The sequence below is a fragment of the Allobosea sp. 05T433 genome (assembly GCF_056396065.1).
The window spans coordinates 75,544-101,047 of record NZ_JBFTKS010000025.1; the positions used below are offsets into that span (position 1 = coordinate 75,544).

Annotated in this window: 23 protein-coding genes and 2 pseudogenes; 10 read left to right on the forward strand and 15 right to left on the reverse strand. The window is 66.2% G+C overall.

What is annotated here, in order from left to right; genetic code table 11:
• The first annotated feature begins 4 nt into the window (after positions 1–4).
• A pseudogene (locus AC1DGP_RS27050) lies at positions 5–1,438 on the forward strand (aldehyde dehydrogenase family protein).
• Between the two features lie 396 nt (positions 1,439–1,834).
• Here the strand turns inward: AC1DGP_RS27050 and AC1DGP_RS27055 are convergent.
• A complete protein-coding gene (locus AC1DGP_RS27055; RefSeq protein ID WP_476832704.1) occupies positions 1,835–2,959 on the reverse strand; it encodes a zinc-dependent alcohol dehydrogenase family protein in 1,125 nt (374 codons plus the stop codon).
• Between the two features lie 83 nt (positions 2,960–3,042).
• Positions 3,043–4,005, reverse strand: a complete 963-nt coding sequence (locus AC1DGP_RS27060; protein WP_476832705.1) for a LysR family transcriptional regulator — start codon at positions 4,003–4,005, stop codon at positions 3,043–3,045.
• Between the two features lie 365 nt (positions 4,006–4,370).
• Between AC1DGP_RS27060 and AC1DGP_RS27065 the strand changes: the two genes are divergently transcribed.
• Positions 4,371–5,369 (forward strand): MBL fold metallo-hydrolase, encoded by a 999-nt coding sequence (locus AC1DGP_RS27065; protein ID WP_476832706.1) that lies wholly within the window; start codon positions 4,371–4,373, stop codon positions 5,367–5,369.
• 107 nt (positions 5,370–5,476) lie between these two features.
• On the opposite strand, the gene AC1DGP_RS27070 is transcribed toward AC1DGP_RS27065, so the two are convergent.
• The 9 genes from AC1DGP_RS27070 to AC1DGP_RS27110 all read right to left on the reverse strand — a co-directional run bounded on the left by AC1DGP_RS27070 (position 5,477) and on the right by AC1DGP_RS27110 (position 14,485).
• Entirely contained in the window at positions 5,477–7,351 is a 1,875-nt protein-coding gene (locus AC1DGP_RS27070; RefSeq protein ID WP_476832707.1) for a bifunctional sugar phosphate isomerase/epimerase/4-hydroxyphenylpyruvate dioxygenase family protein, read from the reverse strand.
• Positions 7,348–8,418 carry a Gfo/Idh/MocA family protein gene (locus AC1DGP_RS27075; protein ID WP_441488758.1) on the reverse strand — a complete coding sequence of 357 codons (1,071 nt, stop codon included), beginning with the start codon at positions 8,416–8,418 and terminating at the stop codon, positions 7,348–7,350. Before AC1DGP_RS27075 ends, AC1DGP_RS27070 begins: the two co-directional genes overlap by 4 nt.
• Positions 8,415–9,152 (reverse strand): ABC transporter ATP-binding protein, encoded by a 738-nt coding sequence (locus AC1DGP_RS27080; protein WP_476832708.1) that lies wholly within the window; start codon positions 9,150–9,152, stop codon positions 8,415–8,417. The genes AC1DGP_RS27075 and AC1DGP_RS27080 overlap by 4 nt, the downstream gene beginning before the upstream one ends.
• Before the next feature lie 12 nt (positions 9,153–9,164).
• A complete protein-coding gene (locus AC1DGP_RS27085) occupies positions 9,165–9,908 on the reverse strand; it encodes an ABC transporter ATP-binding protein (protein WP_441488756.1) in 744 nt (247 codons plus the stop codon).
• Entirely contained in the window at positions 9,905–10,963 is a 1,059-nt protein-coding gene (locus tag AC1DGP_RS27090; protein ID WP_476825982.1) for a branched-chain amino acid ABC transporter permease, read from the reverse strand. The genes AC1DGP_RS27085 and AC1DGP_RS27090 overlap by 4 nt, the downstream gene beginning before the upstream one ends.
• Positions 10,960–11,838 carry a branched-chain amino acid ABC transporter permease gene (locus AC1DGP_RS27095; RefSeq protein WP_441488754.1) on the reverse strand — a complete coding sequence of 293 codons (879 nt, stop codon included), beginning with the start codon at positions 11,836–11,838 and terminating at the stop codon, positions 10,960–10,962. Before AC1DGP_RS27095 ends, AC1DGP_RS27090 begins: the two co-directional genes overlap by 4 nt.
• A 185-nt stretch (positions 11,839–12,023) precedes the next feature.
• The gene (locus AC1DGP_RS27100; protein ID WP_441488753.1) at positions 12,024–13,160 is read right to left on the reverse strand and encodes an ABC transporter substrate-binding protein; all 1,137 of its coding nucleotides are present in this window, start codon (positions 13,158–13,160) and stop codon (positions 12,024–12,026) included.
• A gap of 57 nt (positions 13,161–13,217) precedes the next feature.
• Positions 13,218–13,442, reverse strand: a complete 225-nt coding sequence (locus tag AC1DGP_RS27105; RefSeq protein WP_441504791.1) for a hypothetical protein — start codon at positions 13,440–13,442, stop codon at positions 13,218–13,220.
• Between the two features lie 101 nt (positions 13,443–13,543).
• The gene (locus tag AC1DGP_RS27110; RefSeq protein WP_476832709.1) at positions 13,544–14,485 is read right to left on the reverse strand and encodes a LysR family transcriptional regulator; all 942 of its coding nucleotides are present in this window, start codon (positions 14,483–14,485) and stop codon (positions 13,544–13,546) included.
• A gap of 87 nt (positions 14,486–14,572) precedes the next feature.
• Here AC1DGP_RS27110 and AC1DGP_RS27115 point away from each other — a divergent pair, with 87 nt between their 5' ends.
• Complete coding sequence (locus AC1DGP_RS27115) at positions 14,573–14,992, forward strand: GNAT family N-acetyltransferase (protein ID WP_476832710.1); 420 nt, start codon at positions 14,573–14,575, stop codon at positions 14,990–14,992.
• A 74-nt stretch (positions 14,993–15,066) separates the two neighbouring features.
• Positions 15,067–15,600 carry a putative immunity protein gene (locus AC1DGP_RS27120; RefSeq protein ID WP_476832711.1) on the forward strand — a complete coding sequence of 178 codons (534 nt, stop codon included), beginning with the start codon at positions 15,067–15,069 and terminating at the stop codon, positions 15,598–15,600.
• A gap of 103 nt (positions 15,601–15,703) precedes the next feature.
• Here the strand turns inward: AC1DGP_RS27120 and AC1DGP_RS27125 are convergent, their stop codons facing one another.
• The 3 genes from AC1DGP_RS27125 to AC1DGP_RS27135 form a co-directional block, all read right to left on the reverse strand.
• The gene (locus AC1DGP_RS27125) at positions 15,704–16,201 is read right to left on the reverse strand and encodes a DUF4142 domain-containing protein (RefSeq protein WP_441488748.1); all 498 of its coding nucleotides are present in this window, start codon (positions 16,199–16,201) and stop codon (positions 15,704–15,706) included.
• Between the two features lie 73 nt (positions 16,202–16,274).
• On the reverse strand, positions 16,275–16,961 hold the full coding sequence (locus tag AC1DGP_RS27130; RefSeq protein ID WP_441488747.1) for a GntR family transcriptional regulator: 687 nt from the start codon (positions 16,959–16,961) through the stop codon (positions 16,275–16,277).
• 45 nt (positions 16,962–17,006) lie between these two features.
• The gene (locus tag AC1DGP_RS27135; RefSeq protein ID WP_441488746.1) at positions 17,007–18,425 is read right to left on the reverse strand and encodes an SAF domain-containing protein; all 1,419 of its coding nucleotides are present in this window, start codon (positions 18,423–18,425) and stop codon (positions 17,007–17,009) included.
• A gap of 181 nt (positions 18,426–18,606) precedes the next feature.
• Between AC1DGP_RS27135 and AC1DGP_RS27140 the strand changes: the two genes are divergently transcribed.
• The 5 genes from AC1DGP_RS27140 to AC1DGP_RS27160 all read left to right on the forward strand — a co-directional run bounded on the left by AC1DGP_RS27140 (position 18,607) and on the right by AC1DGP_RS27160 (position 23,826).
• Positions 18,607–19,635 (forward strand): 4-hydroxythreonine-4-phosphate dehydrogenase PdxA, encoded by a 1,029-nt coding sequence (locus tag AC1DGP_RS27140; RefSeq protein WP_476826810.1) that lies wholly within the window; start codon positions 18,607–18,609, stop codon positions 19,633–19,635.
• Between the two features lie 64 nt (positions 19,636–19,699).
• Positions 19,700–20,695: a Bug family tripartite tricarboxylate transporter substrate binding protein gene (locus AC1DGP_RS27145; protein WP_476832712.1), complete on the forward strand. Its 996-nt coding sequence runs from the start codon at positions 19,700–19,702 to the stop codon at positions 20,693–20,695.
• A 137-nt stretch (positions 20,696–20,832) separates the two neighbouring features.
• A complete protein-coding gene (locus AC1DGP_RS27150) occupies positions 20,833–21,321 on the forward strand; it encodes a tripartite tricarboxylate transporter TctB family protein (RefSeq protein WP_476832713.1) in 489 nt (162 codons plus the stop codon).
• 30 nt (positions 21,322–21,351) lie between these two features.
• Positions 21,352–22,863 carry a tripartite tricarboxylate transporter permease gene (locus AC1DGP_RS27155; RefSeq protein WP_441504783.1) on the forward strand — a complete coding sequence of 504 codons (1,512 nt, stop codon included), beginning with the start codon at positions 21,352–21,354 and terminating at the stop codon, positions 22,861–22,863.
• Positions 22,864–22,908: 45 nt separating this feature from the next.
• A complete protein-coding gene (locus AC1DGP_RS27160; protein ID WP_441488741.1) occupies positions 22,909–23,826 on the forward strand; it encodes a dihydrodipicolinate synthase family protein in 918 nt (305 codons plus the stop codon).
• A 266-nt stretch (positions 23,827–24,092) separates the two neighbouring features.
• On the opposite strand, the pseudogene AC1DGP_RS27165 reads toward AC1DGP_RS27160, so the two are convergent.
• Positions 24,093–24,437: pseudogene (locus tag AC1DGP_RS27165) on the reverse strand (VOC family protein); the annotation flags it as partial.
• Between the two features lie 197 nt (positions 24,438–24,634).
• Between AC1DGP_RS27165 and AC1DGP_RS27170 the strand changes: the two are divergent.
• Positions 24,635–25,390: a fumarylacetoacetate hydrolase family protein gene (locus AC1DGP_RS27170; RefSeq protein ID WP_441504781.1), complete on the forward strand. Its 756-nt coding sequence runs from the start codon at positions 24,635–24,637 to the stop codon at positions 25,388–25,390.
• Positions 25,391–25,504 lie beyond the last annotated feature (114 nt).

Sequence of the window (25,504 nt, forward strand, 5' to 3'; positions counted from 1 at the left end):
CCCTATGACGCAGCATTTCATCAATGGCCGCCATGTCGACGGCCGGACAGGCGAAACCATGGCGGTGCTCGCGCCCGCGACCGGTGAGGAATTCACCCGCATCGCCTGCGGCACGGCCGAGGATATCGACGATGCGGTGAAGGCGGCGCAAGCCGCCTATGAGGGCGCCTGGGGCAAGCTGACGGCGGCAGAGCGGGGCCGGCTGATTGCGAAGCTCGCGCTCAAGGTGCAGGACCATTTCGACGAACTGGCCAGGATCGAGGCGTAGGATACCGGCAAGCCGATGGCGCAGGCCAGGGCCGATATCGAGGCGACGGCGCGCTATTTCGAATTCTATGGCGGCGCGGCGGACAAGGTGCATGGCCATGTCATCCCCTTCATGAACGGGTACAGCGTCAGCGTCGTGCACGAGCCGCACGGCGTCACCGGCCATATCCTGCCCTGGAACTATCCGGCGCAGATGTTCGGCCGCTCGCTGACGGCGTCGCTCGCCATGGGCAATGCGGTGGTGCTCAAGCCCGCGGAGGAGGCCTGCCAGACGGCGCTCAGGCTGGCCGTTCTCGCTTCCGAGGTCGGCTTTCCCGATGGCGCGATCAATATCGTCACCGGGCGCGGCCATGAGGCGGGCGCCGCACTCTCGGCCCATCCCGGCATCGGCTTCATGTCGTTCACCGGCTCGCCCGAGGTCGGCAAGATGGTGCAGAAGGCCTGCGCCGAGAACCTGATCGGCTGCACGCTGGAACTCGGCGGCAAATCCCCGCAGATCGTCTTCGACGATGCCGATTTCGACGCGGCGGTTCCGATCGTCTGCAAGGCCATCGTGCAGAACACCGGGCAGACCTGCTCCGCCGGCAGCCGCGTGCTGGTCCAGAAAAACGTCTATGACGCGTTCGTCGGCGCCGTCGCCAGGCAGTTCTCCATGCTGCGGGCCGGCACGCCGGAAATGGATCTCGATTGCGGGCCGGTGATCAACGCCAGGCAGCAGGGCCGGGTGCAGAGCTTCATTGACCAGGCCCGCGAGCAGGGCATCCCGGTCCTCGCCGAGGGGCAGATCGCGCAGGGCGTGCCGAATGGCGGCTTCTACGTCACGCCGACCCTGTTCGGTCCGGTGCCGCGGGGCAACCGCCTGGAGCAGGAGGAGGTCTTCGGGCCGGTGCTCTCGGCGTCCCCGTTCGAGGACGAGAGCGACGCCATCCGGCTTGCCAATTCGACCGCCTATGGACTCGTGGCCGGCATCTGGACCGGCAATGGCGGACGCCAGCAGCGTGTCGCCAAGAGCGTCCGCGCCGGGCAGGTCTTCATCAACGGCTATGGCGCCGGCGGCGGCATCGAGCTGCCCTTCGGCGGCACAGGCAAGAGCGGCCATGGCCGCGAGAAGGGCTTCATGGCGCTGGAAGAGTTCGCGGTGACCAAGACGATCGTCCACAAGCACGGCTGACTCTTTCACGGTGAAGCGCCGGGACCTCGCCGGAAAATCCTTTCCGATAGTTATCTGGAGGGGAATCCCGCCCTTCCTTCTCCCCTTGCGGGAGAAGGTGGCCCGAAGGGCCGGATGAGGGGTCGCGGTGCCCTTGCCGGTTATCGCCCCGCAAGCCTCAAACCTTCCAACGTCGCGCGACCCCTCACCCCAACCCTCTCCCCCAAGGGGAGAGGGGGCACGTCGCGCTGAATCCCGCGTCGGTCGGCACGGCCGCATTCGGGCCGCTCTACGATCATGCCGGGTTCGCGGCGCTGGCAGTGGTCGCTGCCGCCTTGATGCTCGCGGCCACGCTTGCGGCTGCGCTGGCGCGGCGCACGCCGACGCCCCCCAAGGCATGAGCCTCGAGGCGGATGCCTACATCAGGATCACATGGCGGATCGTGCGGCCTTCGGCCAGCGCGTCAAAACCCTCGTTGATCTCGTCGAGCCCGCTCGTGCTGGTCAGCAGCTTGTCGACCGGCAGCTTGCCGCGCAGGTAGAGGTCGATGAAGCGCGGGATGTCGCGGCCGGGAATGCAGCTCCCGACATAGGAGCCCTTCAGGGTCCGCTCCTCGCCGACCAGCTTGACCGGAGCGAGCGCGAGCGTGTGCGCCGGGTTGGCAAGGCCGGCCGTGGTCGTCGTGCCGCCGCGCCTGGTGATCTGATAGGCGAACTCGAGTGCCTTGACCGAGCCTGCCATCTCCAGACCGTGGTCGACGCCGCCTTTGGTCGCCGCGCGGATCGCCTCGACGACGCCGGGATCGCCGGCATTGAAGGTGTCGGTAGCGCCCAACTCGCGGGCGATCCGGAGCTTGTCCTCGGAGAGATCGACCGCGATCACGCGGGCGGCGCCGCAGGCGACAGCGCCGAGCAGCGCGCTCAGCCCGACGCCGCCGAGGCCGACGACGGCGACGCTCTCGCCGGCGCGGACCTTTGCCGTGTTCACCGCGGCGCCAACCCCGGTCAGCACCGCGCAACCGAACAGCGCCGCGATCTCGTGCGGGATATCGGCCTCGATCTTCACCAGCGAGTAGCGCGAGATCACCGCATGCTCGGCAAAGGCCGAGACGCCGACATGGTGGTTCACCGCCCGGCCATTGGCCGAGAGCCTGCGCCCGCCGCCGAGCAGCTCGCCTGCGCCATTGGCCGCGTTGCCGGGCTCGCACAGGGCAGGGCGACCCTCGCTGCACGGCGCGCAATGGCCGCAGGAGGGGACGAAAACCATGATGACGCGGTCGCCCTTCTTGAGGTCGTTCACGCCGGGGCCGGGCTCGACGACCTCGCCGGCCGCCTCATGGCCGAGCACCATCGGCACCGGGCGGGGCCGGTTGCCGTCGATCACCGAGAGGTCGGAATGGCAGAGTCCGGCGGCCCGCACGCGGACCAGGACCTCGCCCGGACCGGGCGGAGCGAGCTCGACCTCTTCGATCGCAAGCGGCCTGGAGCGCGCATAGGGCGCGGCGACGGGGCTGGCATTCAGGACGGCGGCGCGGATCTTCACGGGCGTTTCCTTGGGCAGGCTGAGTTCTATGGCCGGTGCGAAGGTCGGGCGCGATGCGAGCCCTGTCAAAGAGGAAATCGCGATCAGCCGTATAAGGCCGGGCGATCACCGTCCTCACCGAGCGTCGCCGTCCAGGTTTCGTCGGCCACCAGCCCGCGCAGGATCTCCCAGGAAAGCTGGCCGATGGCGCGCGCCGCAGCCGGCATCGGGCGCTCGGTCGAGTAGGCGAGATAGACCTTACGATGGAGTGCGGGCCGGTCGATCCCCCAGGTCTGGAAGATGCCGGCCCTGGCCTGCGCGCTGACGGCCATGCGGGGCAGGATGCCGTAGCCCAGCCCACGCTCCGCCAGCCGCTTGATCTGCGAGTAGGATTCGATCTCAATCGCCGGGTTGATGGCGGCGTGGACGCCAAGCGCGGCCTCGTCGATCTGGTCGCGCAACCCGTGCCCCTGGCCAGGCAGGATCAGATCGAGTTTGGCCGCCTCGGTCAGGCTGACGGTGCCCCCGGCCGGCGCCGCGACAGCATTCAGCGAAGGCGCTCCGAACAGGCAGAGCTCCTCGGTCAGGACATGGTGGATGCCGAGGCCCTTGGGGTCGGAGGTCGAGTAGATCACCGCGAGATCGACCTCGCCGCGGCGCAGCCAGTCGAGCACGAAGCCGCTCATCGCCTCGGCGATACGGATGCGCACCGCGGGGTAGCGGTCCCGCGCCGCCTCGATCAGCGGCACGCTGAACTGTTCGCTGACGGTGCCTGGCAGGCCGATGCGGACCTCGCCGCCGGGCGCGGCCGATACGCCGCGCACGGAGTCGCGCAGTTCGGCGAATTCGGCGAGGATGGAGCGAGCCCGCGCGAGCAGGCGCTCGCCTGCTTCGGTCGGGATGACGCCGCGCGTGCCGCGATGCAGGAGCGGCACGCCGAGCTCATCCTCCATATGGCGCAGATGCTGGCTGAGCGCCGGCTGGGCGACGCGCAGCTTGGTCGCAGCCTTCGAGAACGAGCCCTGTTCGACGATCGCGGTGAAATAGCGGAGCTGGCGCAGATCCATCGCGGCTTCATCTCTCCCGGCGGCCCATGAATGATCGCCGCATGGTGGTAGCGTCCGCGGCGTGCGAAGGCCAGAGACCCCCGGCACGGCGATGCAACGGCTGAACGGCAACGCGCTGCGGGGCGCAGCGAAACGACGTGAAATCAGCGTCGTGTCGCGCCCTCTCTGAAACACTCTTGCCGGGGGCGCCCAAGCTTTCGGTTATGCGCGCCAGAGCGAAGGCTTATTGGCCGTCACGCAACGGCACGTGCATCCTCGCAGGTGGCGTGAGGACGGGAGGCCCTGTTCAAGGAGCGCCTCATCCTGAACGCCCAGCAGCAGCAACCGGCGCAAGACGCCGGATGGTCACGTTCAGGAGGAATGCCATGTCCAGGGATCTGATCTTGCCGAGCCGTGCCAGCCGTCGCGGCTTCCTCAGCGGCGCTGTCGCGCTTGCGGCGGGGGCGACCATGCCGATCGGCGCCACGTCCTTCGCCAAGGCGCCGCTCTCCAACAATCAGGCGCCCTATTTCTACCGCTTCATGCTCGGCCCTTCCGAGGTGACGGTCATCTCCGACGGGCCGCTGCCGCTCGGGGACCCCGGCACGAATTTCGTCGGCGTCGCCAAGGACGAGGTCTACAGGATGCTGGAGACGAACTTCCTGCCGAAGGACAATGTCGGCCTCGAGCAGAACGTTCCGGTGGTGAATTTTGGCGATCGGCTGGTGATGTTCGACACCGGCATGGGCTTTTCGAAGGCCTTCGGCCCGACGACCGGGCGCCTGCAGAAGAGCCTGCAGGAGGCCGGCATCAAGCCCGGGGATATCGACGCCATCGTCTGCAGCCATGCCCATATCGACCATATCGGCGGCATCTGCACGGCGGACGGCAAGGCCAATTTCCCCAATGCGCAGATCTATATCAGCCAGATCGATTTCGATTTCTGGACGGATGAAAGCAAGCTCGGCTCGCCTCTCAAGGCCTTCGTCGAACACGCGCGCGCCAATCTTCTGCCGGTGCGCGACCGCATCGTCTTCTTCCGGGATGGTCAGGAATTCCTGCCGGGCATCCAGGCGATCGCGGCGCCGGGCCACACCGCCGGCCATCACATCTTCATGGTGTCCTCGGGCGGAAAGACCTTCGCATTCCTTGGCGATCTGACCCACCACGCGGTGCTGCTGCTCGAGAAGCCGCTGATGGAATTCGCCTATGACAGCGACCCCAAACAGGCCGCACAGTCGCGCGTGAAGCTGCTCGGCATGCTGGCGGCCAACAAGACACCCGTAATGTCCTATCACTTTGCCTGGCCGGGTTTCGGTAATCTGGCCAAGGCGGGCGATGGCTACCGTTATTTTGCCGCACCTATGGACATGCTGCGTGGGTGAGTGAGCTGCGCTGCGGTGCTCCTCCCCCTGCGGCGCCTCACCGGGGCCGGGGTCTGCACGAATGCTTCGGCCTTCGCGCAGGCTCCGGCCTTCCCTTGCCGGGCCTTTCAGTCTCGCAGGGGGCGGGGCACCGTCACCGGGCGTGCCTCGCGGGCCTGGGCGGCAAGGCGCATCGGTGCATTGACCGCGCCAAAACCGGAATAGCCGCTGCGACGCTCGACGATCTCGAAGAAGAAGCGCTGGGCGAAGACGTGACTGTAGACCTGCAGGAACTCGGCCTCGCCGTCGCGGTCGTAGAGGATGTGGTGCTCGCGCAGCCGGTCGATGACGTCGGGCTCCAGTCCGTGCCGGGCCTCCAGGTCGTCGTAATAGTTCGCGGGGATGTCGAGGAAGGACAGCCCTGCCGCGCGCATCGCCGTGACGGCGGCAAAGATGTCGGGTGCGCTGAAGGCGATATGTTGCACTCCGGAGCCGAAATGCTCGGAGACGAAGCGTGAGGAGAGCGTCCGTGTCGCCTGCGAACCGTTGAGCACGAAGCGGACGGCACCGTCTCTGCTGATGATCGGCCGGCTCGCGACCAGTCCGGCGGGATCGGCGACATCGGTCTGCTGGATGCGCTCCAGTTCGAAGAGCGAGGTATAGAACAGCAGCCAGGACAGCATCTCCTCGTAGTCCATCGACTGCGAGATATGGTCGACGCTGTCCAGGAGGGCAGGCGAGGGCGCGCGCTCATCTGCCGTTGCGATGAACTCCTTCTCCCAGACATGGCCGAGCTCGCCCTTGGGCTGGGTGAAGTAGATCAGCGCGCCGCCGACTCCACGGATCGCCGGAATATGCATCTCGCCCGGCGCGATCGGTTGCTCGAAGGCCGCGATTTTGAGCTGCTTCGCCCGCGCCATGGCCTGCGCCACATCCGCTACCCGCAGCCCGATCGCGCAGACGCCGGGCCCGTGCATGATCGCATGCGACTGGGCAAAGCCGTCCTTCTCGGTGTTGAGCACGAGATTGATGCCGCCCTGGCTCCAGCGCGTCACCGCCTTGCTGACATGGTGCCCGGTCTGCCGGAAGCCGAGCGCGGTGAAGAGTTCCGCCAGGCTGTGGGCCGTCTCCTCGTCGAGCGCGAACTCGATGAACTCGACGGCAAGGCAGGGCGCGCGCGGTGGCAGCTCCGGCGCGACCTGGTCGGCGAGCTGGATCAGCGAGCGCACGCCGTCGGTCGCGAGCCGCCGGGCCGAGCCGGCGCGAAACTGGTCGTTGAAGACCTCGAGTGAGAGCGGCCCGGAATAGCCCGTCGCCTCGACGGCCCTGACGAAATTCGCCACCGGCAGATCGCCCTGTCCGGGGAAGCAGCGGAAATGCCGGCTCCAGCTCAGCACATCCATGTCCAGCGCGGGCGCATCGGCGAGCTGGACGAGGAAGATGCGGTCTCCGGGGATCGTCGTGATCGGCCCCAGGGGCGAGCGCCGCGCAAGCGTGTGGAACGAGTCGAGGATCAGGCCGATGCGCGGATGGTCGGCCCGGCGCACGATCTCCCAGGCGTCGCGGTAGTCGTTGATATGCCGGCCCCAGGCCAGCGCCTCGAACCCGACCTTGACGCCATGTTTCTCCGCCAGGGCTCCGAGCTCTCGCAGATCGGCCGCTGCACGGTCGATGCCGGCCTCGGCCTGCGGCGAGACATTGGAGCAGATCAGCATCAGCTCGGCGCCGAGCTCGTTCATGATCGCGAATTTGCGCTCGGCCCGGGCGAAGGCGCGGGCGCGCTGCGGCTCCGGCATGCCCTCGAAATCGCGGAAGGGCTGGAAGGCGGCGATGCCCAGGCCGAGATCGGCGATCATCCGGCCGACATCGCGCGGGCTGCCGTCGAAGGTCAGGAAGTCATTCTCGAAGACCTCAACCGCATCGAACCCGGCGCCGGCGATGGCTTGCAGCTTCTCGGCAAGATCGCCGCTGAGCGAGACGGTGGCGATCGAGGTCGGTTTCATGCTGCACCTGTCCCGGACAAGACCCGCAGCGGAGCGGGCTTGACGGTTGCCCCGGTTCGGGCTGCCTCTGCAACGGCCTCGACGACCGCCAGCGTGCGGGCGGCATCGGCTGCGCCGGTCAGCGGCGCTTCGCTGCCGCGGATGACGGCGCAGAAGTGCCTGAGTTGTTCGGCCAGCGGTTCGACAGGCTCGACGCCACGGCTCTCGTGCTGGAGCGGCTCCCACCAGCCGGCCTTGTCCCGGTAGTGCCAGAAATCGAGCTTCGGCAAGGCCAGCGAGCCTTCGCTGCCGGCGATCAGGTAACAATGGCCCTCGCGCTGCGGATAGGCCTTGTTCTCGCCCGAACTGAGCTCCCAGCTCCAGGGCGAGGGCGTTACGTCCGAGACGGTCGCGGTCCCGAGTGCACCATTGCTGAAGCGGAAGATCAGGGCGGCGCTGTCCTCGACGGCAAAGCCGCGTGTCGCGTTGGAGGTGATGGCCTGCACGCTGTCGATCTCGCCGCAGATGAAGCGGAGATTGTCGATATCGTGGATCAGGTTGATCAGCACCGGCCCGCCGCCCGGTTCGCGCCGCCAGGCGACGTCGAAATAGTCGTCCGGCTTCTTGATCAGGAACAGCGCATTGACGGCGACCAGCCGGCCGATGCCGCCTTCGCCGACGATCCTTCGCGCCGCCTTGACGATCGGGTTGTGGCGGCGGTGATGGCCGGCAAGCACGGCGACGCCCGTGCGCGCCTGGGCATCGACGAGCTGTTGCGCCGCAGCGACGCTCTCGGCGAGCGGCTTCTCGACCAGCACCGGCACGCCGGCCTCGAGGCAGTCGATCGCGCCCGGGACATGCAGCGCATTGGGCGTCGCGATGATGGCGCCGTCCGGCTTCATCGCTGCCAGCATCTCCTGCTGCGACGGGAACCAGCGCAGATTCCGCTCGGCCGCGATGGCCTTTGCCGCCTCGGTCGGGTCGCAGATGGCGGCCAGTGCGCAATCCGGCGAGGCCTCGATGCGCAGGAGATGGGCGCGGCCGATCAGGCCGGCGCCGACGAGCGCGATCTGGAGAGGTTTGCTCATGCGGCCTCCGTCATTGCGCCGCCGAGGAAGAGCTGGCCGACGCGCGGATCGGCGAGGATATCGGCAGCCGGTCCCTGTATCCTGGTCTGGCCCAGCTCCAGCACAAGCCCCTCATCGGAGATCTCCAGCGCCGAGCGGGCATTCTGCTCGACCATCAGGATGGTGACGCCGCGCGTGCGCAGATTCTGCAGAATGCCGAAAGTCTCCTGCACCATCATCGGCGACAGCCCGATCGAGGGCTCGTCGATCAGCACGAGCTTGGGGTCGAGCAGCAATCCGCGCACGATCTCGAGCTGTTTCTGCTCGCCGCCCGAGAGGGTGGACGCCTGCTGGTCGGCCTTGCGGCGCAGCGCCGGAAAGCGATCGAGCGCGGCTTCCAGCCGCTTCGGCATATCGGTGATGCGCGAGCCCGCCGCGACTGCGCCGAGCTCGATATTATGGCGCACGGAGAGCTCGGGGAAGATGTTGCGCCCCTGCGGCACATAGCAGATGCCGGCCTCCAGGAGCTTGCGCTGGTTCCAGTGGGTGATTTCGGTGCCGTCCAGCCGGATATGGCCCTCGCGGACCTTGAGCAGGCCGAAGATCGCCTTGAAGACGGTCGACTTGCCGGCGCCGTTGGGGCCGATCACCGTGGTGATGGCGGCGCGCCGGACCTTGAAGCTCGTGCCGTTCAGGATGGTCATGGCGCCATAGCCGCCGACCACGCCGTCGAGTTCGAGGATATGGGCGTCCATTCCAGTCGCTCCTCAATGGCCGAGATAGGCTTCGATGACCTGTGGATTGGCCCTGACTTCGGCAGGCGTTCCCTCGGCCAGGACCTTGCCTTCCGCCAGCACGAGCACGCGGGTGCAGAGCGACATGACGAAGTCCATGTTGTGCTCGATCACCACGAAGGTCGCGCCCTGCTCGGCATTGATGGCGCGCAGGCGCTCCTTGAGGTCGCCGAGCATGGTCAGGTTGACGCCGCCCGCCGGCTCATCGAGCAGCACGAGGCGGGGCCCCGCCATGAAGGCCATCGCGGCATCGAGCAGCTTCTGCTGGCCATAGGAGAGCCCGCCCGCCTTGGCGTCGACGAGATGGCCGAGTTTGAAGAAACCGATCATCCGGTCGGCCTTCTCCGTCAGCCCGGCATCGCGCCGCCCGAAGAAGCGCGTGAGCATCGTGCCCTCATGTTCCTGGCCGGCGAGGATCAGGTTCTCGCGCACCGAGAGCTCGGGGAAGACCTGGAGCAGTTGGAATGTGCGGCTGACGCCGAGGCGGTTGAGGTCGGAGGGGCGCATGCCGGTGACCTCCTTGCCGTCGAGTTTCACCGTGCCCTCGGTCGGGTCGAGCTGGCCCAGGATGCAGTTGAACAGGGTCGACTTGCCGCAGCCATTCGGCCCGATGATGCCGAGGATCTCGCCCTCCTTGACGGAGAAGGAGACACCGTTCACCGCCTTGATGCCGCCGAAGGCCTTGTGGATGTTCGAGACTTCGAGGACCGGGCTCATGAGCGGCCTCCGGTATTGGCGGCCACGCTCTTGCCGATCTTGCCCTTGCCGGTGAGCTTCGCCCAGCCGCGTTCGAGCAGGCCGCTCACGCCCTGCGGGCAGGCGATCAGCAGCAGCATGACGATGGTTGCGAAGATGATCAGGTAGAGCGACCCGACGACGCGCAGCCATTCCGGCAGCACCACGCCGAGCAGCGCGCCGATGAACGGGCCGAGCAGGTAGCCGGCGCCGCCCGCGACCACCATCAGCAGCAAGAAGAAGCTCTGCGACAGCGAGAAGGGCGAGGGGTCGATGAATTCGACCAGCGGAGCGTAGAGCGCGCCTGCAAAGCCGGCATAGGCCGAGCCGATCGCGAAGGCGAGCAGCGTGTACATGCGCGTGTCGATGCCGAGGCTGGCGGCCCGGATCGGGTTCTCGCGCAGCGCCGTGAAGGCGCGGCCCCAGGGCGAGCGGATCATCCACCATAGCGCGATCGCCAGGATCAGGGTGACGATGACGACGAAGCGGTGGAAGGCGAGCGCGCCGTCGAGCTTGAGCCCGAAAAAGCTGGGGCGCGGGATGTTCGAGAGCCCGAAGACGCCGCCGGTCAGCCATTGCTCGTTGCGCAGGATCAGCCAGATCAGCGTGGAGAAGGCGAGCGTGACGAAGGCGAGGTAATGCGCCTTGACCCGCAGCGCCGGGAAACCGAGCACTAGCCCGACCGCGAAGGTCAGCAGGCCCGAGATCGCAAAGGAGGCGTACCAGTTCAGCCCGACCTTGGTGGTCAGCAGCGCCGTCGCATAGGCGCCGAGCCCCATGAAGGCGGCCTGTGCCAAAGACTTCAGGCCGGCGTAGCCGAGCGTCAGGTTGAGGCCCATCACGGCAATGCTCATCACCAGCCAGAGCGAGAGCACATAGGTACCATAGCGGCCCATGCCGGCCGGGGCGAACCAGAGGATGACGGCGCCGAGCATCAGCGTGATCAGGGTGCCGTCGGCGAAGGCGGCAAGGGACGGCACTCTTGAAAGGCGGCCGCGCTGCTGCGGCAGGCTTGCCTCGGTCGCGGGCGCGGTCATACGCGGCGCTCCTCTTTGCGGCCCATCAGGCCTTCCGGCTTGAGCAGGATGATGACGACGAGAAGAACCAGCGGCACGGCCAGGCGATAGGAGGATGAGATATAGGCCGCCGCCATGCTGTCGACGATGCCGACCACGAGTCCGCCGACCAGCGCGCCGCGCACCTGGTTGAAGCCTCCGACGATGGCGGCGATGAAGGCGAACAGGCCGATGACCTCGCCGTTCGAGAATTTTGCCAGATAGATCGGTGAGATCAGCACCGAGGCGACGACGGCAAGCGCGGCGTTGATCACGAAGGTCAGCAGCACCATGCGCTCGACCGGGATGCCGAGAATGCGCGCGACGGTCGGGTTCTGGGCCGTGGCCTGCATCTGTCGGCCAAGCCGCGTGCCGCCGACGAACCATTGCAGCAGGCCGATCACGGCGAAGGCGACGACGATGATGGCGACATGCTGCAGCGAGATCGAGGCGCCGAAGACCGAGATCGTCTGGGTCGGCACGAAGGAGGGGAAGTTCTGAGCCTCCGCCGAGAAGCCGTCCTTGGCGCCTTCCTTCATGATGATCGAGAGCGCCATCGTGGCGATGGCAAGCGGCAGCACGCCGTGCCGGATCATCGGATCGACCACCGCGACCTTGAACCCGACGCCGAAGATCAGGATGAAGGCGGCGATGCCGATCAGTGCGCCCAGCCAGATCGGCGCGCCGAACAGCTTGATGGCGAGCAGGACCAGCACCGCCGGCAGCATGACGAACTCGCCCTGGGCGAAATTGATCGTCTGCGAGGTCTGCCAGACCAGCGTGAAGCCGATCGCGGCCAGCGCGTAGATCGCGCCTGTGGCGATGCCGGCGATGAGATAGGCGATGAATTCAGCCATGGCGCGTCCTCGTCCTGTTGGCGCTGCCTGTGTTGCGACCTGCCGTCGTCCCCCTGGCGCTGGCGGCCGCAGGCCGCATGGAGCCGCAAGCCAGTTCCGGCGCGTTGCGTCCGCTTCTGGATCCCGGGCGTCCGTTCGGTCGCCCGGGATGACGTGGCGAGGTGTTTTCGTCGTAAGGCCTGGTCTTACGGCTTGATCTTGGGCAGGGTCGCGTTGATCACCTGCTTGCCGTTGATCACCTCGGCGAGGAAGCTCTCGCGGTCGAGGTCGCCATTGCTCTCGATGGTGGTTTCCATCAGGATTCCCGGCTCGTCCGAAGGCTTGATCGTCGCGCCGCGCAGCGTATCGGCGAGGCCCTTCTTGTCGAACTTGTTCTGCTTCTCGGTCGCCCACTTGATCATGTAGACGGCCATGTAGCCCTTCAGGCCGTTATGGTCGGAGGCATAGTTGTACTTGGCCTGGTACTTCTTGCCGAATTCCTGGAAGGCCGGGATCGGCGCGTCGATCGAGAGGCCGACATGGCCCTTGACGCCGTTGGCAGCGTCGCCCGCGAGCTCGATGACCTTGGCGCCGAGCAGCGTCGTCTCGCCGACCATCGGCTTGCTGATGCCCTGCTGCTTGGCGGCGCGCAGGAAGCGGGCGCTCTCTTCCTCGTTGAGATAGACGAAGATCGCGTCGGCATTCGAGTTCTTGATCTTGATGGCGTCGGCGGCGAAATCGGCCTGGCCCTGTTCGGTCGCGACATCGGCCGCCACCTTGATGCCGGCCTTCTCGAGCTCGGGTAGGATGGCGTCGCGCCCGCCCTTGCCGAAGTCGTTATTGACCCAGACGACGGCGACCGAACCCGCCTTGACCGTGTTCTTCAGGTAGTTCGCGATCTTCGGCATCGCCGCAGCCTGGCTGAGCGAGGTGCGGAACAGGTACTGGTTGCCCTGCTTGGTCAGGCCGGCAGCCTCGCCGCCGACGAACTGGGCGATCTCTGCACGCTGGGAAATCTGCATCGAGGCGCCGATCGGGCCGGAGAAGACCGGGCCGAGCACGGCATAGGTGCCCTCGTCGATGGCGCGCTGCACCGCGGCGCGGGTGTTCCCCGGGTTGGTCTGCGTGTCGTAATGGACGATCTCGATCTGCTTGCCGAGGATGCCGCCCTTGGCATTGATGTCGGCGACGGCGAGATCGATGCCGTTCTTCCAGTTGGTGCCGGCGGTCGCGCCCGCACCCGAGAGCTCGACGACGTCGACGAGCTTGACCTTGTCCTGCGCCAGCGCCGGCGTCGCGAGCCCTGCGCCGAGGGCCGCGGCGATGATCCATTTGAATGTCATGATGTTTCCTCCAGTTGTCCGGTTTCTTGTCTCCGCCCGGTCTCGCCGGGGCGTCGCTCAGGCAGCGCGATCAATCGTCGCGCGCGCCGCCATGACCCTGTCGAAGGCCTCGGCCTTCGCGTTATCCGAAGGCTCTGCGCCGATGATCTCGATCAGGTGGCACCGCGCTTCGAAACGGGCGGCCCGTGCGGCCGCCGCGTGCATCGCCAGTGACACAGAATGCGCGATCGGCGAGCCGAGCAGCACACGCGTGGTCCTGTTGGCGACGGCGATTGCCGGCATGTCCGATCCCTCTTGGCTCGCCCGTCATGGTCGCAGGCGTTGCCATACGTCACATAAACCGATTTAGGCTAGTAACGCGATAACCAATTCAATCGCATTACCTAACCTGATGTTATCCTTTCCACCGCCTTGACTGGGGCGCGCAGGCGGGATGAGACCACCGCGTTCATCTCCTCGCGCAGCAGGGTGACGAAGGTTTCGGCATAGAGCGAGGGCGCCTTGTCGTTCTTGATCGCAACATAGGTCTGGAAGCGGGTCGGCTCCTCGATCGGGATCGCGGTGATGCCCTGCATCGAGCCATGCGCGACGGTGAACTGGTCGATGATGGCGATGCCGAGCCCGGCCCGCACGAGCGAGCAGACCGTGGTGCCGAAGCGGGCCTTGATCCGCATGTCATAGGCCAGGCCCTGCCGGCTGAAGATCTCGCTCATGACCCGGCCATAGGGATCGTTGGGATCGATGCCGATCAGTTCGTGCTGCACGATCTCGCGCGCCGACAGGCAGGCGCGGCCGGCAAGCTCATGGCTGTCGGGGACGATGCAGAGCAGTTCGCCCACCGCCAGGGGGACGAAATCGATACCGGGATGGTCGAGCTTGTAGCTCATCGCCGCGATCTCGCCCTTGCCGAGCAGGAGATAGTCGAGCGCCTCCTCGATCTTCAGGATGTTGATGTCGATGCGCAGGTCCGGATGCTTGCGCCGCAGCCGCTCGATCGCACGAGGCACCATGACATGGCAGATGCTCGGCACGGAGCCGAGCTTGAGCTCGATCTCGCCGCCGCGCTCGATGCGGGCGAGCGTGTAATGCAGGTCGTCGACCTTCTTGTAGACCCCGTTGATCTGCTCGAAGATATCGTTGGCCTCAGGGGTCGGAATGTAGCGCCCATGCCGGCGCTCGAACAGTTTCAACCGCAGCGTGCGTTCGGTATGCTTCATCAGGCGGCTGATGCCCGGCGCCGAGACGCTGAGCAGCTTGGCCGCCCCGGCAATCGTGCCGGTGATCATGATGGCGCGGATCACCTCGATCTGGCGCAAGGTCAGCATGACCAGCGTATCCTTCCCCATCCTGTTTTGCGACAAGCGGAGGCGAGGGCCGGATGACTGTCAAGCGGGCCGAACGGGGAGCAGATCGTGGAAGTCGAGATCAGGCGGGTAACCGCGGCGGATATGGCCCTGTTCGACCGCGTCGGCGAGGATGTTTTCGACGAGCCGGTCGATCCGGCAAGGCTCAGCGCCTATCTCGCCTCGCCGGGCCATCTCATGCTTGTCGGGCTTCGCCAGGACGTGGTGGTGGCGCAGGTCGCCGCCGTGATCCATCGCCATCCCGACAAGAAGACGGAACTCTATATCGACGAGGTTGCCGTTGCCCCCGCGCTGCAGCGCCAGGGACTGGCGCGGCGGATGCTTGACGACATGTTCGCCTGGGGCCGCGAACTCGGTTGCGAGGAGGTCTGGGTCGGAACCGAGCTGGACAACGAGCCGGCGCGCGCGCTTTACGAACGGCCGTTCGGATCGGGCGGCGTCTTCGTCATGTATGCCTGCGTGCTCTAGGCTTGGCGCCTGTCACTCGCGCTATCGCTCTGGCACCGCAATCGGGTTTTCGGTGTCTCGCCAAGGGGACGACGATGGCCGACGACAAGACCGCGATGCAACTCGGCGAGGACGAACTGCGCGAGATCGCGCTCTATGCCGCAAGCTGTGCCAGGCAGGCTCTGTCGCTCTTCGAAGCGAGATACCCTGCCGATCATCGTCCGCGAGACGCGATCGAGGGTGCGGAGGCATTCGGTCATGGAGGCAGGCGGACCGCTTTGTTGCGCTCGCAGGCCTGGGCGGCGCATGCCGCCGCTCGCGAGGCGCAGGACCCTCCCGCTGCCGATGCCGCCCGGGCCGCCAGTCTCGCGGCCGCGGCCGCGTATCTGCACCCCAAGGCCACTCCGCACCAGGTCAGGCACATCCTCAGCGCAGCGGCTCATCAGGCACGGGCCCTGGAAATCGCAGCGGGAGATGACGAGACCGTCGGCAATGAGCAGCTTCGCTGGGCTCTGAAACACGCGCCTCCGGCCGTTCGCGACGTCTTGCGGCGCATGCCCAACGTGCCTACCGGTCGAAGCCGCATGGGAGATTTCCTCCGTCAGCTCGACACCGGACTTCGGGGCTAGTGGCCGGCTCTTCTGCGAGTTCGCGCAAGGGTCGCACCCCCGTCTTCAGAGACCGGAACCCGGGCCGGGGCGCTCGAGACGACGCCGTGCCGGGGAGCGCGCTTCAGTCCGCGCCCGGCAGCTTTCGGGTCAGTTCGGCCTGGGTTTGCAGGAGCGGCAAGGTCTTGGTGGCAAAACCCTTCAGTTCGGTATCCGTGCCAGCCTGGGCGTAGCCGGAAAACAGCGCCATCGCCTCGTCCTGGGCTTGCTTCTGCGCGGCGACATAGGCGCGGTCGAACTCAGGCCCCTGCTTGTCGCCGAGCTCGCGCAGGATGTCCTGATGGGCCTGGTCGGGCCGTTCCGGCAGGGCGATGCCAGAGCGCTTCGCCACGATCTGGCGCAAGCCGGTGCCTGCGATCGTGCGGTCGTTCACGGCCTGATGCGCAAAGGCCTTGATCTCGGGCGAGGAACTCTTCTGCAAGGCGAGCGTGCCGAGCTCGACGGCCATCATGTTCGAGACTGCGGCTCGTCTGACGAATTCATCGGCCTGGAGCGCTTCCTGTGCAGGAGCACGGGAAACGCAAAACGCCAGTGCCACCAGGGCAAGCAGGACTGCTCTCATCAATTCCTCGCAGCTGTGCGGCCCCCCAATGAGGGATAACCTGCAATCCGCGCCGAGGTTCCGGATATCGGGGTTAGAGGACGTCGCTGACACGCAGCCGTGTCGAGTCCATGTGCCGGCCGATGACGTCCGCCAGTGCGTCCGCGTCGCGCTTCTTCAGCGCGACGATCATCTCCTCATGCTCCGCCACGGCCCCGGCCCATTTCACCGGGCCCTCATTGCCGATGAAGCGCAGCCGTTTGATCCGCGCCTGCAGGGTCTCGTGCATCTCCATCAGCACGGCATTGCCGGAAGCGGCCACGATGGCGCTGTGGATCGCCTGGTTGAGCTTGAAATATTCGAGCCGGTTCTTGGTCTCATATAGCTCCAGCATCTGCCTGTGCAGTGCGTGGATCGCCTCGATCGTCTCGTCGCTGGCCAGCTGACAGGCCATCCGGCCTCCGAGTTGCTCGAGCGTCTTCAGCACCTGCAGGATCTGGGCGAGATCCTTGTCGGTGAAGCGGCGCACGATCGCGCCCTTGGCGGGCAGGATCTCGACCAGCCCCTCGCTTGCCAGCGTCTTGATCGCCTCGCGCAAGGGGGTGCGCGAGACGCCGAGCTGGGCCCCGACCTGCCCTTCGTTGATCCGCTGGCCGGGGGCGAGCCGGCCTTCGATGATCATGTCACGCAGGCGCTCCAGGACCTCGTCATGCAAGGTGCGCCGGGTGATGCGCGGATAGATATCCGGCGTGGCCCGGGTGATGTCGGCTTCGTTTGTCATCGCCGTCCCTCGTTTTCATCGTTACGGCATGGGGTCGTCAGCCTGTCAACGCGCCGCAGCTGCGCGCTCCACCGGGCTTTCGGCGAAGATCTCGTCCTGCCTGCGCCGGGTCTGGAGCAGGACCGAGCCCTGATCGATCTCGACATCGCCGAGTTTGATCGCGGCTCCGGCCGCCACGGGGCGAACCAGCTTGCGGTTGGCAACCAGGTAGAACGGGGCAGGGCGGTCATCGGCGAGCGCCGCGGCCGGACGCATTTCGGCGCCGACGCTGTCGATGCTGTGGTGATGGCCGCCCATGGTGAGCACGGTGCCGGCCGGCAGGTCCCGCTCCGCAACGGCAACCAGGTCCCAGCGCGGACGATAATCCTCGCCATAGCCGGACCGGCCGAGCCCGGCCGCATCGAGAATGCTGGTCGCGGCCTCGATGCCGAGCAGGTGTCGCGGCAGGTACAGCATCGCGGTCTTGGCAGTGCGGCTGACCACATGGCCCTTGCCGGCAAGCATGTCCCACGTGGCATCGTCCTCGCAGCGCACGACGATGAAGACGCCGCCGGCGAAGCTCGCTTCCTCCGCCAGACGGAGATGATGGAAGACATCGACGCGGCGTGTGCCCGCGCTCAGGCCACCCTGGCGGCGTTCGGCGAAGAGGTCGGCGATTTCGGGAATGCGGGCCGGCGGGGCATGGAAGCCGGGCGTATCGGGGCCAAGCCCGGTCGCATTGGCGACAAGCGTCATTTCGCAGAGATCGGGAACGGCCCTGAGCGGGAAGGCGCTGCCCAGGATGCGGGCACGCTCGGCGGCATTGCCGACGATCGAACGCGAACCGGGCAGCCAATGCTCGCGCAACTCAGGGAGCGAATGCGTCACCCCGTTGCAGGTCACCGCACCGGTCCCGGCATCGAGAACGAAATCATATTCGCTCGACTTGCCGGCGGCGATGATCTCCAGCCCGAGCAACTCGGCCCAGGTGACGAGGGCAATCAGCAGGCTCGGCTGGTCGCCGTCCACCGGCGTGACGACKACGCCCTTGTCCTGCGCCATGCGGGCGAGACCGGGGCCGACGACGCTGTCAGCTTCCTTCGAGACAAGCGCGACATGGCGCCCGGCTTCGATCGCCGCCAGGCTGTGGCGGGTTGCGGCTTCCGGGCTGCCGGTCGCCTCGATCAGCAGGTGGAAGGGCAGGTCGATGACGGTCTCCAGACGCCCGGCGGCAATATGGCGACCGGCCGCCCAGGCCGCCTTGGCTTCCGCCGGTGTTTCGCAGGCGACGATTTCGGAGGCGGGAATGCCGGCGGCCGCCATGGCACGGGCCGCGCCTTCCGCGGTCATGTCCACAGCGATGCGCGCATTGACCAGCCTGATCCGCCTTGCCTGGCCCAGGAAGCTCTGGCCGAAGCCGCCGCTGCCGACCAGGCAGGTCTCGATCGGGGTCTTGATGCCGTTGTAGAGCGAATGAAAATTCATGGGCAGATCCTCCGGGGCGCCGCGTCGCGACTCTGAACCGGCCGCCACTTTGCGCTCAGCCTATAGCAAGATGGATATGCTGCATACAGCATACTTGTAGCATCTAGAGGGCTATGCTAGGTCGATGGCCAAGTCTGGCCCTGATCACATCCGGCCATGTGGGAGAATGAGAGCGATGGACATGCGCGCAAACGGATCACTGCCGACGATAGCCGTCGCGATGGGGGATCCGTCCGGCATCAGCCCCGAATTGCTGGCGCGCATCCTGCTCGAGCCTGATCTGCGCTCGTCTGCCCGCTACGTCGTCTTCGGCGACAAGCGCCTGCTCGATCTCGGCGCTGCGGACGCCAAGGTCGACCCGGACGTGCTGGTCATTCGCGAAGGCGACGAGATTCCGGCCCAGTCGGCGAAGCCGGTCTTCATCGATCTCGCCAATCACGATCCGGCCGCGCTCGAGCGTGGCAAGGCGACGCTCGCCGGCGGCCAGGCGGCGACCGATAATTTCCGTCGCGCGCTCCGCTTCGCTGGGGAAGGCAAGGCCGATGCCGTGTTCTTCACGCCCTTCAACAAGGCTGCGATGCGCTTCGCCTATCCCGGCTATGACGACGAGATCCGCTTCGTGCGCGATGCCATCGGCTATGAGGGCGATGCCAGCGAGTTCAACATTCTCGACGGGCTGTGGAACGCCCGTGTCACCTCGCATATCCCGCTGTCCGAGGTCGCGGCTGCGATCAGCCAGGAGCGCATCCTCAAGGCGCTGACGCTGGCCGACGGCAATCTGCGCGCTGCCGGCTTCAACCCGCCGCGCATTGCCGTGGCCGGCATCAATCCGCATGCCGGCGATGGCGGCAATTTCGGCCGTGACGAGATCGAGACGATCGAGCCCGCCGTGAAGCAGGCCAAGGCCCGGGGCTTCACCGTCGAGGGGCCTTTCCCCTCCGACACCGTCTTCCTGCGCGCCAGGAACGGTGATTTCGATGCCGTGCTGACGATGTATCACGACCAGGGCCAGATCGCGATGAAGCTGATCGGCTTCGACCGTGGCGTCACGCTGATCGGCGGCTTCCCGTTCCCGATCTGCACGCCGGCGCACGGCACCGCCTATGAGATCGCAGGCAAGGGCATCGCCAATCTCGGCGCGACCCGTGCGGCGCTCAGCCTCGCCATCAAGATGGCGAATGAAGGAAGGGCCGCACGCAAGGCGGCTTGAGTTCACCGCGGCCGGGCAGCCGTTTCATGAGCCGCCCGGCATCTAATCACGAAGGGAGAAACGAATGAAAAAKACGAGCATTGCGGTTGGTATTGCGGTCGCGTTCAGCCTGGCCGGTGCAACCGCCGCGCAGGCCTGGCAGCCCACCAAGCCGGTGGAATTCGTGGTCACCTCGGGCGCCGGCGGCGGCACCGACAATTTTGCCCGCGTCATCCAGTCGATCATCACCAAGCACAAGCTCTTCGACCAGCCGATCGTGGTGGTGAACAAGGGTGGCGGCAGCGGCGCTGAAGGCTACATCCATGGCCGCGCCGGCAAGGGCGACCCCCATCGCGTCATCTTCGGCACCAATAACGCCTATCTGCTGCCTTACGTCGCCAAGCTCGGCTACAAGCTCTCGGATCTGACGCCGGTCTCGGCGCTGGCGCTGGACGAGTTCATCCTCTGGGTCAACGGCCAGGCTCCCTATGCCGATGCCAAGAGCTATATCGATGCGGTCAAGGCCAAGCCCGGCTCGCTCAAGATGGGCGGCAGCCAGTCGAAGGATACCGACCAGACGCTGACCTCGATGATCCAGGAAGCCGCTGGCGTGAAGTGGATCTACGTGCCGTTCCAGGGCGGCAGCGCAGCCGCCGTGCAGCTCGCAGGTGGTCACATCGACTCCAACGTCAACAACCCCAACGAGAATATCGGCCAGTGGAAGGCCGGCCAGGTGAAGCCGCTCTGCGTGTTCAGCCCGGTCCGTCTCGCCAAGGGCGAGGCGGTCTTCGAGGGCAAGGGCTGGGGCGATATCCCGACCTGCAAGGAGGCTGGCCTCCCGCTCGAGACCTTCCAGATGCCGCGCACGGTCTGGCTGCCGGCCGAAGTTCCCGCCGATGCGGTCGCTTACTACGCCGACATCATGGAGAAGGTCAGCAAGACGCCCGAGTGGCAGGAATTCATCACCCGCACCTCGCAGACCGGCCGCTTCATGAAGGGCAAGGAATTCGCCGATTTCGTCGCCAAGGACGAAGCCGCGAACAAGAAGACCTTCGAAGCCGAAGGCTGGGTCGTCAAGTAAGACGGTTCCCTGCCGCCGGCCGGCCCACGGGCCGGCCGGCGGCAGGTCGTTTCCTGACCCGGCGCCTTCGACAGGACCGGGACAGGCGCGTTGAATGTGAAGAGACGGCCTGAAGCCGTTCGCTGGAGGAGGCTGCGATGATCACCCGCTTCTGGGCTGAATCCGCCATGGCCGTGGTCACGATGATCTTCGGGCTCGGCATCGTCTATGGTGCACTGGACTTCGGCGTCGGCTGGGATTCGTCCGGGCCACAGCCGGGCGCCTTCCCCTTCTATACCGGTCTGCTTGTCGCGGCCGCGAGCCTCGGCACCTTGGTGCTGACGCTGAGCAAGCGCTTTGCCGGAAGCGGCAATCTGCAGGACGTCTTTCTCGATCGCGAGCAGGGCAAGCGCGTTGCCGCCTTCTTCCTGCCGATGCTGGCCTTCGCCGTGCTGAGCGTCACGCTCGGCATGTATGTCGCGACCATCCTCTATCTCGTCTTCACCATGCGCTTCCAGGGTCGCTACAGCTGGTTCGCCTCGCTCGGCACCGCCTTCGTGACGGCCGTGCTGTTCTATCTCGCGCTCGAAAAGTTCTTCCAGATCGGCCTGCTCAAGGGGCCGCTCGAGTCTTTCCTCGGCCTGTGATCATCTCCCTTTCCGGATCGGTGCCGCCTCATGGATAATGTCGCCTCCCTGATGCACGGCTTCTCGGTCGCGCTCACCACTCACCACATCCTGCTGATGATGGCGGGCGTCCTGCTCGGCATCCTGGTTGGTGTCCTGCCCGGCCTCGGCGCGCCCAACGGCGTGTCGCTGATGCTGCCGCTGACCTTCTCCATGGATCCGGTCTCCGCGATCATCCTGCTGACCTCGCTCTACTGGGGCGCGCTTTTCGGTGGCTCGACCACCTCGATCCTGTTCAACATCCCGGGCGAACCATCCTCCGTCGCAACCACATTCGACGGTCACCCGATGGCCAAGCAGGGCAGGGCGACCGAAGCCTTGTCATTCGCGTTCCTCTCCGCCGGCTTCGGCGCGATGGCGGGCGTCATCCTGATCACGCTGCTCTCCGGCTGGGTTGCCAAATTCGCGCTGAAATTCTCCTCGCCCGAGTATTTCGCGGTCTATTTCATGACCTTTGCGAGCTTCATCGGCCTTGGTGGCGCCACCCCCTTGAAGGCCATCGTCTCGATGGGTGTCGGCTTTGCGCTCGCCTCGGTTGGTATGGACTCGGTCTCCGGCAGCGTCCGGCTGACCTATGATCTCGACGTGCTGCTCGCCGGCGTCAGCTTTCTCATCGCCGTCATCGGGCTGTTCGGCATCGGCGAATTGCTGCTGACCATGGAGGAGGGCCTGAAGTTCGACGGTGTCCACGCCAAGGTCAGGATGACCGACGTTCTGAAGACCGCAGCCAAGCTGCCGCGCTACTGGCTGGCGCTGCTGCGCTCCAGCGTCATCGGCATCTGGATGGGGATCACGCCTGGAGGCCCGACCGCGGCCTCCTTCATGAGCTATGCCATGGCCAAGCGCTCCTCGCGCAATCCCGAGAAGTTCGGCAAGGGCGAGCCCGAGGGCGTGATCGCGCCCGAGACCGCCGACCACGCGGCCGGTTCGGCCGCGATGCTGCCAATGCTCGCGCTTGGCATTCCCGGCTCGGCGACGGCCGCCGTGATGATGGGCGGCTTGATGATCTGGGGGCTCAATCCCGGCCCGATGCTCTTCGTCGAGCGCCCGGATTTCGTCTGGGGCCTGATCGCCTCGATGTATCTCGGCAATGTCGTCGCGGTCATCGTCGTGCTGGCGACCGTGCCGCTCTTCGCCTCGATCCTGCGCATCCCGTTCTCGATCGTCGGGCCGCTGATCGTGATCATCTGCTTCATCGGTGCCTTCACCGTTGCCAGCAAGGAATTCGACATCTGGCTGGCGCTGATCTTCGGGATCGTCGGCTACCTCTTCAAGAAGCTCGATTATCCGATCGCGCCGCTGGTGCTCGCCATGGTCATCGGCGACAAGGCCGAGGATGCCTTCCGGCAATCGATGATCTTCTCACAAGGGTCGCTCTCGATCTTCTGGTCGAACCCGCTGGTCTCGACCCTGATGTCGATCGGTGTCCTGCTCCTGGTCATGCCGCTGCTCGGCTCAGGCCTGCGTCGTCTCAAGGGCGGCCGCGCCACGCGCCCGGCCTGACCGTTGCCTCGATCCTCCGTATCTCCGCGAAAACAGAGTCCGACCATGACCGAACCCTATAAGGGCATTCTGCCGATCGCTCCGACGATCTTCCACGACAACGGCGACCTCGACATCGAGGGCAACAGGCGTGTCATGGACCTGATGGTCGATCAGGGCGTCGACGGTATCTGTATCCTGGCCAATTTCTCCGAGCAGTTCCTGCTCACCGACGAGGAGCGCGACCAGGTCATGCGCCTCTCGATCGAGCAGGTCGCCGGCCGCGTGCCGGTGATCGTCACGACCTCGCATTTCTCGACCCGGATCGCGGCGCAGCGCGCCAAGGCCGCGGCGGATGCCGGCGCGAAGATGCTGATGATGATGCCGCCCTATCACGGCGCGCTGCTCAAGGCCGACGAGCAGGGCATGATCGAGCATTTCAAGCATGTCACCGATGCCTGCGGCCTTCCGGTCATCCTGCAGGACGCGCCGCTCTCCGGCGTCACCATGACGGTTCCCTTCATGGTGCGGCTGGCGAAGGAGGTCCCGCTCGTCCGCTATTTCAAGATCGAGGTTCCCGGCACGGCGAACAAGCTGCGGGCCCTGATCGAGGCGGGCGGCGAGGCCGTCGTCGGCCCGTTCGATGGCGAGGAGGCGATCACGCTGATGGCCGATCTCGATGCCGGCGCGACCGGCACGATGACCAGTGCCATGATCCCCGACCTGATCAAGCCGATCCTGACCGCGCATGCCTCGGGCGATCGCAAGACGGCGGCGGCGCTCTATCGCGACGTGCTGCCGATCATCAATTACGAGAACCGCCAATGCGGCCTGCGCTCGGCCAAGGCGGTGATGAAGGAGGGCGGCGTGATCAGGAGCGAAGCCGTCCGCCACCCGCTGACCCCGCTGCACCCGAAGACCCGCGAGGGCCTGATCGAGTTGGCGCGCGAACTCGACCCGCTGGCGCTGCGCTGGGGGAAATGAGGCGGCGCGCCGCGGCTGGCGCCCGCCGGGAGAGGATCAGCGTCGGGTCAATAGGACCCGATGCCGCCGGACGGCGGCGGCAGGTTGCCGCGACGGTCTCTCGTGATGAATTCCGGCGTCACCTGGAACGCCCGGGACAGCCAGGTGATATAGGCCGACAGCAACTGCTCGATGGCACGCATGGGTTGCCTCCACATTTGCAGGAGCAACCCTAGCATGAAACGCGGCGTCTTGCCCGGGATTTTGGACGAAGGCGCATATGCCTTCGTCCAGACCGCAAGCTCGTAGCCGTCCGGATCGGCGAAGTGAAAACGCCGCCCGCCGGGGAAATCGAAGGCCGGCTTGACGATGCGCCCGCCTGCGGCTTCGACCTGCGCCTGTGACGCGGGAAGATCATCGGCATAGAGGATGATCAGCGGGCCGCCCGGTTGCGGCGTGCCCTGGGTGGTGAACCCGCCTTCGAGACGGCCGTCAGTGAAGGCGCAGTATTCCGGCCCATAATCGGTCATCGTCCAGCCGAAGGCCTTCTCGTAGAAGGCGCGCGCCCGGCCGAGATCGGAAACGACGAACTCGACATAGTCGATGCGCCGGTCATTGGACGATGGGCTCATGACGTTCTCCTTCGATTCATGTTCGTCTGATCTGATGGAGCAACCTCCGGTCATGATCCGGCAGGAGGTGAAGGATCAGGGGCGCTGCTGAGGCGCATCTTGTTCAAGGGCGCCGTGCTGCTGTAGCAGCTTGGCAATCACCGGGCCTCCTGTGCACCATGCACATCCACAGGCTCAGACTGATAGGGGCGAGACGCATGCCGACGACGACCGAAACCTCCTTGCGTGAAGCCTTCGTCCGGGCGCGCCGCAGCCGCAGCCTCGTCGACATCGAGACGCTTCCCGTTCCGGCCGATCTCGAAGCGGCTCTGGCCGTGCAGGCCGATGTCAGCAGCGACATGGGCTATGCGCATCTCGGCTGGAAGGTCTCGATCACGGATGGGCGCGGGCTCGTCGGACTGATGCCCGGGCCGTTCCTGAAGCCTGGCGATACCTATCGCTCGGTGCCCGGAGCCGAGCTGCGGCTCGAGGTCGAGCTCGCGATCCGACTCGGGCGCGACATGCCGCGCCGTCCTGGCAAACCCTATAGCCGGGCCGAACTTCTGGAGCATTGCCACAGCGCCTTCGTCGGCATCGAGATCATCGAAAGCCGTATCGCCGACTGGACCCATGTTCCATTCCCGCTCTGGTTGGCCGATGCGATGGGCCATGGCGGCTATCTGATCGGCCAGGACGTTCCCTTCGAGGTCTTCGACGAGATCGCCGATCTCACCTGCACGGTCGAACTCGACGGCGACGTGCTCTATGACAAGCCTGCTCACCACGCCAATGGCGACCCGCTGACCCCGGTGCTGGCCTGGGCCAATCGTGAGACCGAGAGTGCGCTTGGCGGCCTCGTGGCCGGCCAGATCATCACCACCGGCAGCCTTTGCGGCGGCGTTCTGGCGCCCAATCTCGGCCCGGTCATCGTCAGGCTCGATCCGCTGGCTGCGATTTCTTTCGCGCTCGCCTGACGTCGGGACCGCCCGGCAGGACGAGGCAGCTTGCAATCGAGCCCGCTTTCGCCGCGCGGCCCGAGGCAATTATCGCGGGCTGCAGGCGCGCCAGGGACAGCTTTGACGAGCAGA